At 49.7% G+C, this 9,373-nt stretch carries 7 protein-coding genes, 1 other RNA gene and 1 pseudogene; 3 read left to right on the top strand and 6 right to left on the bottom strand.

Annotated features, from left to right (window positions below):
* The coding region (locus tag P0Y67_RS21585) for a type I restriction-modification system subunit M (protein ID WP_342393528.1) at window positions 1–1,312 on the bottom strand (1,312 nt) is incomplete at its 3' end.
* Window positions 1,313–1,607: 295 nt separating this feature from the next.
* On the opposite strand from P0Y67_RS21585, the gene P0Y67_RS21580 reads away from it, so the two are divergent.
* A complete protein-coding gene (locus P0Y67_RS21580; protein WP_342393527.1) occupies window positions 1,608–4,667 on the top strand; it encodes an AAA domain-containing protein in 3,060 nt (1,019 codons plus the stop codon).
* Window positions 4,668–4,815: 148 nt separating this feature from the next.
* Here the strand turns inward: P0Y67_RS21580 and ssrA are convergent.
* Together ssrA and smpB are read right to left on the bottom strand one after the other, a co-directional pair.
* Window positions 4,816–5,183, bottom strand: a transfer-messenger RNA (tmRNA) gene (ssrA, locus tag P0Y67_RS21575).
* 44 nt (window positions 5,184–5,227) lie between these two features.
* Entirely contained in the window at window positions 5,228–5,710 is a 483-nt protein-coding gene (smpB, locus tag P0Y67_RS21570; RefSeq protein WP_192016942.1) for an SsrA-binding protein SmpB, read from the bottom strand.
* A 142-nt stretch (window positions 5,711–5,852) separates the two neighbouring features.
* On the opposite strand from smpB, the gene P0Y67_RS21565 reads away from it, so the two are divergent.
* Both P0Y67_RS21565 and P0Y67_RS21560 read left to right on the top strand, forming a co-directional pair.
* Window positions 5,853–6,287 (top strand): SRPBCC family protein, encoded by a 435-nt coding sequence (locus P0Y67_RS21565; protein WP_192016943.1) that lies wholly within the window; start codon window positions 5,853–5,855, stop codon window positions 6,285–6,287.
* Window positions 6,277–6,657: an RnfH family protein gene (locus P0Y67_RS21560; RefSeq protein WP_342393526.1), complete on the top strand. Its 381-nt coding sequence runs from the start codon at window positions 6,277–6,279 to the stop codon at window positions 6,655–6,657. Before P0Y67_RS21565 ends, P0Y67_RS21560 begins: the two co-directional genes overlap by 11 nt.
* 155 nt (window positions 6,658–6,812) lie before the next feature.
* Here P0Y67_RS21560 and bamE read toward each other — a convergent pair whose 3' ends face one another.
* From bamE to ppnK, 3 genes and pseudogenes are all read right to left on the bottom strand, one after another.
* On the bottom strand, window positions 6,813–7,169 hold the full coding sequence (gene bamE / locus P0Y67_RS21555; RefSeq protein ID WP_342393525.1) for an outer membrane protein assembly factor BamE: 357 nt from the start codon (window positions 7,167–7,169) through the stop codon (window positions 6,813–6,815).
* 175 nt (window positions 7,170–7,344) lie between these two features.
* Window positions 7,345–9,012, bottom strand: coding sequence for a DNA repair protein RecN (gene recN / locus P0Y67_RS21550; protein ID WP_342393524.1), 1,668 nt, complete (start codon window positions 9,010–9,012; stop codon window positions 7,345–7,347).
* Window positions 9,013–9,185: 173 nt separating this feature from the next.
* Window positions 9,186–9,373: pseudogene (ppnK, locus tag P0Y67_RS21545) on the bottom strand (NAD(+) kinase); the annotation flags it as partial.

Genomic DNA, 9,373 nt, shown 5'->3' with positions numbered 1-9,373 from the left:
CTTTACTGCTTAAGTTGGCACCATTGATCAGTTGTACTTTGCCTTTGCGTTCAGGAGCTTTCTTATTGGTCAGCACCCAAACATAAGTCGCAATGCCTGTGTTGTAGAACATGTCGGTCGGCAGCGCGACAATGGCTTCCAGCAGGTCGGCTTCCAGAATATAACGACGAATTTCACTTTCACCACTGCCGGCCCCGCCGGTAAAGAGCGGAGAGCCGTTCAGGATAATGCCGATACGGCCGCCGTCAGTCACAGCACCGTCGGTGCTGCGGGTATCACGCATTTTGCTGATCAGGTGCATCAAAAACAGCAGCGATCCGTCGGAAACACGGGGTAAGCCCGGCCCGAAGCGACCATCAAAGCCTTTCTGCAGATGCTCAGCTTTGATTTCTTCTTCGATCTTTTTCCAGTCAACCCCAAACGGTGGGTTTGACAGCATGTAATCAAATGCGTCAGCAGGTAGTTGGTCGTTCGACAGGGTGTTGCCCAGCTTGATACGGCTGACATCCTGACCTTTGATCAGCATATCGGCTTTGCAGATCGCGTAAGATTCCGGGTTCAGCTCTTGCCCAAAGGCACGCATCACGGCATTTGGGTTTAACTCATGAACGTATTCCATCCCGGAGGATAAGAAGCCACCGGTTCCTGCTGTCGGGTCGTAAATGGTGCGGATAATGCCATCTTTGGTCAGGGCTTCATCGTCTTCCATAAACACCAGTGAGGTGGTCAGGCGCACGATATCCCGCGGGGTAAAGTGCTCACCTGCCGTTTCATTGGAAGATTCTGCGAAGCGACGGATCAGTTCTTCAAACACCAGGCCCATGTCATGGTTCGAAATGGTCTTTGGGCTGAGGTCGGTGGTCGCAAATTTCTTCACAATTTTGTACAGCAGGTTGGCGTCTTCCAGCAAACCCACAAACTCATCAAACTTAAAGTGCTCAAAAATCTCGCGCGCGTCTTTCGAGAAGGACTGAATATACTTTTCCAGATTCGACTTGATGTTGGTCTGGCCCATCTTGCCAAGATCCATTGGCGAGGTATTAAAGAAAGCCAGACCATCCGCGTTTTGCGGCGTTTGCGTTGCACGCAGCAGGAATTTTTCCTGCGCTTCTTCCGGCAGTTTCATCGGTTGAATACGCTGATATTCGGTAACCACCGCGTCTTTACTGCTCTCCAGTACACACTCCAGACGACGCAGCAGTGTAAATGGCAGGATGACCCGTCCATATTGAGATTGTTTGAAATCACCGCGAAGCAGGTCAGCCACCGACCAGATAAAAGCCGCGGTTTGAGAGAAATTATTGTTGGTCATGAAGAATCTCGGAACTAGCCAAAGTTAAACTGCCGGCGATTATACAGAAGGATTCCGGCGGTGTCTGATAGGGAGTGCAAAGTATGCATCATGGTTTGGATAACAGATTGAGTGTGGTGCTTTTTAGTGTGTTTGATTGTTCCGGAACAGGAATCAGAGATGTGTCACTCATGATCGGTTATGAGATCTGTTGATTATTGGATGGATTTATAAGAAGCTGGCGCGTAAAAATTCTTGCCAAAACAGCCCTCAGGGATCGATTGACACAATGAGATTCAAACGAGAAGGATCAGGGATGAGCCAATATCACACGCAAATCAGCCGTTACTTTCGCCAATCACTTATCGATGCCGACAGGCTATGCCCAGAAGACAAGGATATTCTTCCGGTGTTGGGGCCGGACAAGAAACAAGATCCCAAAGATGCGTATCTGGCATTCGACCAATCGATTTGGCAGCAGGGACGAATCAATCCGAATTTGGCGGCACAAATTCTGGATGCAAGGCAGGGGAAAAACAAGGAACCCTTGCAGCAGTCTGAAATTGTGATTTTCCCTCGTGTTGATTATCTCAAATACCAAGGGGGTGCTCATGATCAGCGAAAACGGACGGTGCTGTTGCCTTTGGTCGTGTTTGCTAATTTGCACCGTGACGGCACACTTCAACCCACAAAAAAAGCTCCTTGGATCCCTCGCATCTGGATTGGGCCTTCGGAGGAATCAACGGAGCCGTTTACTGAAATGGCGAAAATCGATGAATTTTTCACGCAACACCCGTTTGAGGGGGTTGAAGATTGGCCACAGTTAACGGCTTATTGTGCAAGGCTGTTGTGTCACGCAACAGGAACACCTTTTCGGGAACCTTCAGCTGAGCAAGCATCGACTCAAGTCGCAGAGATTCTGGTTTCAGATGACTTTTCGCAAAGCGCTCAGTGCTTATTTCAGCTTGATACGCCAGTTGTTGGCGCAAAAGCTAATTTACTGAAGTTGCTGGATTTTCTGATCGATAGAAAACACTACCCAAAACTTTATCAGGCTTATAGTGAGCGAAAGAATGCCAGGCTTTCAACCTTTGAGAACAAGCAAGATTCAGTCAGTCTAGCGCAACAGCACCTTGGGCAAATGTCAGGTGAGTTTCCGCTTTCTGTAAAACAACGCAATGCATTGCATCATTTTATTGAACAAGTTGATGGTGAGGTGCTGGCTGTTAATGGGCCTCCGGGAACAGGGAAAACAACTCTCCTACGTTCAGTGGTTGCCAACCTATGGACGCAGGCTGCGTTAAATCAGTCTGAACCGCCGCTCATCGTCGCGACCTCAAACAACAATCAGGCTGTGACTAACATACTAGAAAGCTTTGCCCGCATTGATGAAGATGGTCTGGATGAATCATTAAAGGGGCGATGGTTGCCTGAAGTCGACAGCTATGGTTTGTATTTCTGTTCAAGCGCCAAAGCGAACTCAAAAAATCCCTACCGTTATGCAGGCCCGAAAGGGGAAGGCTGTATGGAGGCATGGCAAACACAAACCTTTATCACAGAAGCGCAGTCACACTTTTTGAATCAAGTCGGCCAATGGCAGCAAAGTGAATGTCAGTCGGTGGATGATGCCTTGAAGGCACTCCACCGTGAAATGTTGATTGTGAAAAAACAAATTTCTCAGGGCTTCGACTTTCTGGAAAACTGGCAGTCTGCATTAAGTCTCATCGATAATAAATACGGCTCTTTAGATGGTTTACGAGAAACGATTACGGAAAACAAGGTCGCATTAGAAGAGCAAGCAAAGGCCTATCAACAAGAGAAACAACGGTTAGATGAATTATATGGCCTTTGGGAATCACGTTCTTGGTGGGTCCGTTGTTTCATCTGGCTCCCTCATATACGAAAGCAAGAAGAACGTAAAACGGCAAGGTTGCTCAATCAGTGGGACAGACATATTGAGGTCAGCTCGGATGATCAGGTTGAATCGTATATCAATCAGCAGATGACTCAAATTGCGACTCAAACGAGCGGCTTGCAAAAAGAGTTGCTGGCTGCGGAAAAAGCGTTAGACCACTTTTTAACGCAACAGGGCAGGCTAGAGTGCTGGATGGCACCCGCGAAGCATTTGAAACTGTTCAGTAAAACGAAACCGGAACAGGTGCAGGAGCTGAATGACCGCTATTACCGTTTTCGCTTGTTCAAATTAGCGACACACTACTTTGAAGCACGTTGGTTGAAAGAAACGAAGTCTTTTGTCGAGTCGAATGATGCAGATAAGAAATCACCCTTCAAGCTATTACGTAAGCTTCGTCGCTACGCAAAGTTAACACCTTGCTTTGTATCCACTTTCTATATGGTCCCGAGCACCTTTATGGCCGGAGAGTACAAGGATAATGTCTGGCAGGATCTTCCTCAGTTGGAAGAAATTGATTTACTGATTGTCGATGAGGCAGGTCAGGCATTGCCGGATGTATCAGCAGCAAGTTTTGCTTTAGCGAAAAAGGCACTGATTGTTGGTGATACCGACCAGATTGAGCCTGTTTGGAGTATTCCTGCAGGTGTAGACCGATCCAACTTAGCTTTATATGGGTTGCTCGGCGATGACGCTGATTACGAAAGCTGGCTGGACAGTGGTTTGCTGGTAAGCAGTGGTAATGTGATGCGAGTGGCCCAAAGGCAGTGTCGCTATCATCAAATTGAGCAGCTCCAGCGCGGTTTATATCTGACGGAACACCGTCGCTGTTTTAATGACATTGTGGGTTACTGTAACGATCTTGTTTATCAAGGAGTGCTTGAACCATTAAGAGGAAATGCAAAGCACGACGTTCCCTGGGGAACGATGACCATGGAACCCGTCGTTTCTGCTTCTCGCTCATATGGTGGCAGTCGTGGGAACCCTGGTGAAGCCCAAGTCATTGCTGATTGGGTGTTTTCTCAGAGCAAAAAAATTGTCGAGTATGCCAGGCAGCAAGATGAGAAATTGAAGGATAAGACTGATGCTGTAGTACTGTCCAAAGCCGTTGGAATCATTACGCCGTTTAGCAAGCAAGCGGCACTTATACGCTCTGAGCTGACAAAGCATTCGATAGAAAATATTACCGTGGGCACTGTACATAGTTTACAAGGCGACGAGCGTTTCATTGTATTGTTTTCCAGTGTTTATGGGGAAAACGATAAAGATAGCGGTAAGTTTTATGATGCTGGATCAAATATGCTGAACGTGGCTGTATCTCGTGCAAAAGATTCATTGATTGTGTTTGGTGATCCTAACGTCTTTGGGATGAGTGCTAAGGGTTCGCCATCCGGGATGTTACGGCAGAGACTCGCTCTTGCTAAAGAAAGCAACAAGTTAGGTGAGCTGGAAGGAATTGGCTGAAGGGAACTGATTTTTACTTTTTGGGCATGTTCAATACTAAAGTGAGGTCATTGTGAGGTCATTTTAGTAACATCCCAAAAACAAAAAGCCCGCCAGGTCAGGACCTTAGCGGGCTTTGTGACATTCGAAGATGTCTTCGTATACGATTTGGTGGAGCTGGCGGGAGTTGAACCCGCGTCCAAAATCAGTCTAACCAATGGCGCTACATGCTTAGTTTGTCTTTAATCTCGCCAAAGCACTGCGAACAAACACGCTATGCTGAGACACACCTGAATTAAATTTAACGCTTCCGCTCCCAGGTCAAAGCTTCCACGCGATCTCGTTTGGGTTTGACTGCCCTGATTCCCCGTCCTACGAGCTAAGGCTAGGGAGGGCAGGCTCTGAGCAGGTTATTAAGCTGCTAGTGCGTAGTTTTCGTCGTTTGCGACTATTTTTTTGCGGCTTTTTAAAGAGGCAAACCGCACCTCTGCATGCTCCACGGGCCTTCTTGATCCTGTCGAATCCTGAATCAGCCCCAGTGAGGTGTTCAATACTAGCAGAAAATTCTGCCAGGTCAATGACTACCGCGAACTGTGCTTCATGATTCGCGCTTTATCGCGCTGCCAGTCGCGGTCTTTGGCGTCTGAACGTTTATCGTGAAGCTTTTTACCTCTCGCGGTACCTAACTTAAGTTTAACCCATGAACCCTTCCAGTACATGGAAAGTGCCACAATGGTTTCACCGTCGCGGTTCACCGCCCCGGTTAAGCGGTCCAGTTCGCGGCGGTTCAGCAGTAGCTTACGCACACGGGTCGGTTCTGCCACCACGTGGGTCGAGGCCGCATTGAGCGGCGTGAAGGTGGCGCCGGAAAGAAATGCCTCGCCGTTCCGGATAAACACGTAGCTTTCGGAAATGTTGGCTTTACCCGCACGCAGGGACTTCACTTCCCAACCCTGGAGCGAAATGCCGGCTTCATATTCATCATGAATTGAAAATTCATGGCGGGCAGACTTATTCAGCGCAATGGTGTTGCTGCCCGGCTTGTTTGGTTTTTTCTTTGCCATAGCTTCTTATTATACGGATTCAAGTTGTTAGGGGAACGTTTTTCCCAGAGGCAATAGGCCATGGAGACACACTATCACTGAATCTTTGGCAGATCGCCGACTAATGGTATCATTACCAGCGATATTGGGTTAAGGAGAAACTATGCCTCAAATCAGTCGCTCTGCACTGGTCCCGTTCAGTGCCAAGCAAATGTTTGACCTGGTGAACGATGTTGAGTCTTATCCGGCGTTTTTGCCGGGATGCTCTGGCACCAAAATTCTGGAAAGCTCTACTGAACATATGATGGCGGCAGTAGACGTTTCCAAGGCTGGGATCAAAAAAACCTTTGTGACTCGTAATCAGTTAGAAGGCATTCATAAGATCAGCATGCAGCTGGTGGAAGGGCCGTTCCGTAAACTGGTGGGTGGCTGGCACTTTACCGAGCTGGATACCGATGCCTGTAAAGTGGAGCTGAAGCTGGATTTTGAATTCACCAATGCGCTGGTGGAAGCGGTGTTTGGCAAGGTGTTTCATGAGCTGACCAGCAACATGGTGAATGCCTTTACCCAGAGGGCCAGGGAAGTTTATGAGCTCTGAGCAAAATAATCTGATCCATGTTGAGGTGGTGTACGCGCTGCCCAATACCCAGCGGGTGATCAAGCTGGCGATTACCCCGGATACGCCCGTGCAGGAGATCATTGAACGCTCCGGGGTGCTGGAAATGTATCCGGAGATCGACCTGAAAAAGAACAAGGTCGGGGTGTTCAGCCGTACGGTGAAGCTGGATGCCAGAGTGCATGAAGGGGATCGGATAGAGATTTATCGCCCCTTGCTGGCCGATCCGAAAGAGATCCGCCGCAAGCGCGCCGAGCAGGCCAAGCAGGAAGCCCTGGCGGCCAAGAAATCCAAAGGCGACGCTGTGCCGGAATCCGATGCGTCAGATACGTCAGACGCAACAGACGAATAGGGCAGCAGTGCTGAGCCCTGATGCGACCTCTTAAAAGCGCTTCATGCGCCGCCACAGTTCAATTTACTGTCGGATTTACTGTCGGATAACAAAAAGAAAAGCTCGCCTTGGCGAGCTTTTTTGTGTTCTGGCGCTGAATCTGCAGGTTTCACCGTTTAATTTAACGGGTCGTTGAAATTCGGCCCTGGCTGATAATCCCCTGTCATGCGGGTCAGCAAGCGGTTTTGATCAAAGGTTAAAACCAGATCTTTTTGTTCCGGATCATCGTGGCCCGGTTTGTGGTAGAACACATAGTACCAGGTGTTCGGGTATTCAGGCTCTACCAGCATCGGCGAGCCAAGCACATAACGCACCTGTTCCTGATTCATGCCGTATCTGAGGTTATCGATATCTTTTTCATCAAGATAGTTGCCCTGATTGATATCAATACGGTAGACCAAGCGTTCAACCAAAGAGCAGCCGCCCAGCAGGCTGACGCTCAACGCTAACGCGGCAAAAGTTTTCCAGTTCATAGCATCCCGGCAAAATAATCAGTTCTGCTTGTGATGATAAGCAAGTTAGTGGCAGAAGTAAAAGCACTAGGTGGGTAACTCCCGCATAATGCAAAGATTAAGCGGGAGTTCAGACGCTGGAATGTTCAGAAAGTTGCATCAGTGGTGCGATTAACCGGCAACTTTCTGCGCCAGATCATGCTGCTACCAGTAATTCCTTGGCATTGGCCAGTGTACGCTCTGTGATCTCACTGCCGCCCAGCAGGCGGGCCAGCTCGCTGATCCGTGAGCTCTCATCCAGCGCTTTCATCTGGGTTTCGGTCTGGCCTTTGGCGGTCTTTTTAGCAACGAACATCTGCTGATGCCCGCAACCGGCAACCTGCGGCAAGTGGGTCACACAGATCACCTGCGTCGATGTGCCCAGAGTACGCAGCATACGGCCCACAATCGCCGCAGTCGGGCCACTGATACCGACATCCACTTCATCGAAAATCAGGCTGGGTGTTTCCACTTTCTGAGCTGTGATCACCTGGATGGCCAGAGAGATACGTGACAGCTCACCGCCCGAGGCGACTTTGCCCAGTGGCTGCAGGGGCTGGCCCGGGTTGGTAGAGACCATAAAGGTAATGGTGTCGAAACCCAGCGGGGTCAGCATACGTTCCGGATCGCTGTGGATATCAATCTGGAAAATGGCTTTCTCCATGCTCAGCTCATGCATGCTGTGCGAGATTTTTTTGTTCAGCTCTTTGGCGTAACGCTGGCGGCTTTTGCTCAGTTTTTCTGCGCTGTCGAGAAAACTCAGGCGTTTGGCTTCTACTGCATCGGCCAGGGCATCGAGCTTCTCGTCGCCGCCGTCCAGGTTTTCAAGCTCCAGCAGCAACTCCTGATGCTTCTGCCACAGCTCCGCGGGCATCACATAGTGTTTCCGGGCCAGCGACATGATTTTCGCCAGACGCTCTTCCAGATAGACCAGACGCTGCGGGTCCATATCCAGATCGTCCATATAGCCGCGCAGCTCCTGGCTGGCTTCCTGTACCTGAATAATGGCTTCTTCCAGCATGGGGGCGAGGGTGCTGAGCTTGCTGTCCATTTCGCCCAGCTCAAGCACTTGCTGGCTGGCCTGCTGCAGTAACTGCAGTGCATTGACCTCATCTCCTTCGTACAGCAAGGCGAGGGCATGCTGGCTGGTGAGCGCGAGATCGCCGGAATTGGACAGGCGCTTGTGCTCTTCTTCGATCTCAGCAAATTCGTCTTCGCCCAGTGCCAGATCATTGAGCTCTTTGACCTGATACTGGATCAGCTGTTTTTGCGCCTCGTTATCGGCACGGCTCTGGCTCAGGCGGTTCAGCTCATTTTTGGCATGCCGCCAGGCTTGATAATCACTGCTGACTTTTTCCATCAGGGCATGATGGCCGGCATAGTTGTCCAGCATTTCCTGCTGATGTTCCGGGCGCATCAGCAACTGGTGTGCATGCTGGCCGTGGATGTTGATCAGCAGCTGGCCCAGCGCTTTTTGCTGAGAGGCGGGCACCGGGCTGCCATTGATGAAGCCACGGGAGCGGCCTTCTTTGGTCACCACACGGCGAAGGATACACTCGTCGCCTTCAATCAGCTCGTTGTCTTCCAGCCAGCGGCGGGCCGCCTGATTGTTGCGCAGCGAGAAGGTTGCGTGAATTTCTGCTTTGTCTTCACCGGGGCGGACCATGCTGGCTTCAGCACGATCGCCCAGGCATAAGCCAAGGGCATCAATCGCTATAGATTTACCTGCACCGGTTTCACCTGTGATGGTTGTCATCCCAGATTTCATTTCAAACTCGAGATTTTTGACAATTGCAAAATTAGAGATCGTCATGTGTGCCAGCATCTGTGTTCACCTGTCTAAATCAACACCTGTTTATTTGCACAGTATATACTGTATCTACATACAGTAAAGTGGCGGTGAACGGATTTATGGTGAAAATTGTGATTAAGGTTAAATTTCTGCTGACATGAAAAAAGCCAGCACAAGGCTGGCTTAACAAAGACATAGGTTTGATTTCAGAACAGCTTGCTCGACCAGCCTAACTTGCCGCGCAGTATGTTGTAGTAGCTGTAGCTTGTCGGGTGGATCAGCTGCAGGTGATCCGGACTCTGGTAGATGTGAATTTCATCACCCGGGCTGACCGGCAGCGACACCTGTCCGTCGCAGCTCACTTCCAGTGTCCGTCCGTCGTCAGGCACAATCA

It is taken from the genome of Photobacterium sp. SP02 (genome assembly GCF_038519165.1).
GTDB lineage: Bacteria > Pseudomonadota > Gammaproteobacteria > Enterobacterales > Vibrionaceae > Photobacterium > Photobacterium halotolerans.
Note: the sequence above shows the minus strand (reverse complement) of the source record. Positions and strands in the feature narration are given on the sequence as shown.

Bases quoted from the DNA above. Each gene is read 5' to 3' on its own strand.
- P0Y67_RS21580 (WP_342393527.1), top strand. From the start codon at position 1,608: ATGAGCCAATATCACACGCAAATCAGCCGTTACTTTCGCCAATCACTT.
- smpB (WP_192016942.1), bottom strand. From the start codon at position 5,710: ATGGCAAAGAAAAAACCAAACAAGCCGGGCAGCAACACCATTGCGCTG.
- P0Y67_RS21565 (WP_192016943.1), top strand. From the start codon at position 5,853: ATGCCTCAAATCAGTCGCTCTGCACTGGTCCCGTTCAGTGCCAAGCAA.
- P0Y67_RS21560 (WP_342393526.1), top strand. From the start codon at position 6,277: ATGAGCTCTGAGCAAAATAATCTGATCCATGTTGAGGTGGTGTACGCG.
- bamE (WP_342393525.1), bottom strand. From the start codon at position 7,169: ATGAACTGGAAAACTTTTGCCGCGTTAGCGTTGAGCGTCAGCCTGCTG.
- recN (WP_342393524.1), bottom strand. From the start codon at position 9,012: ATGCTGGCACACATGACGATCTCTAATTTTGCAATTGTCAAAAATCTC.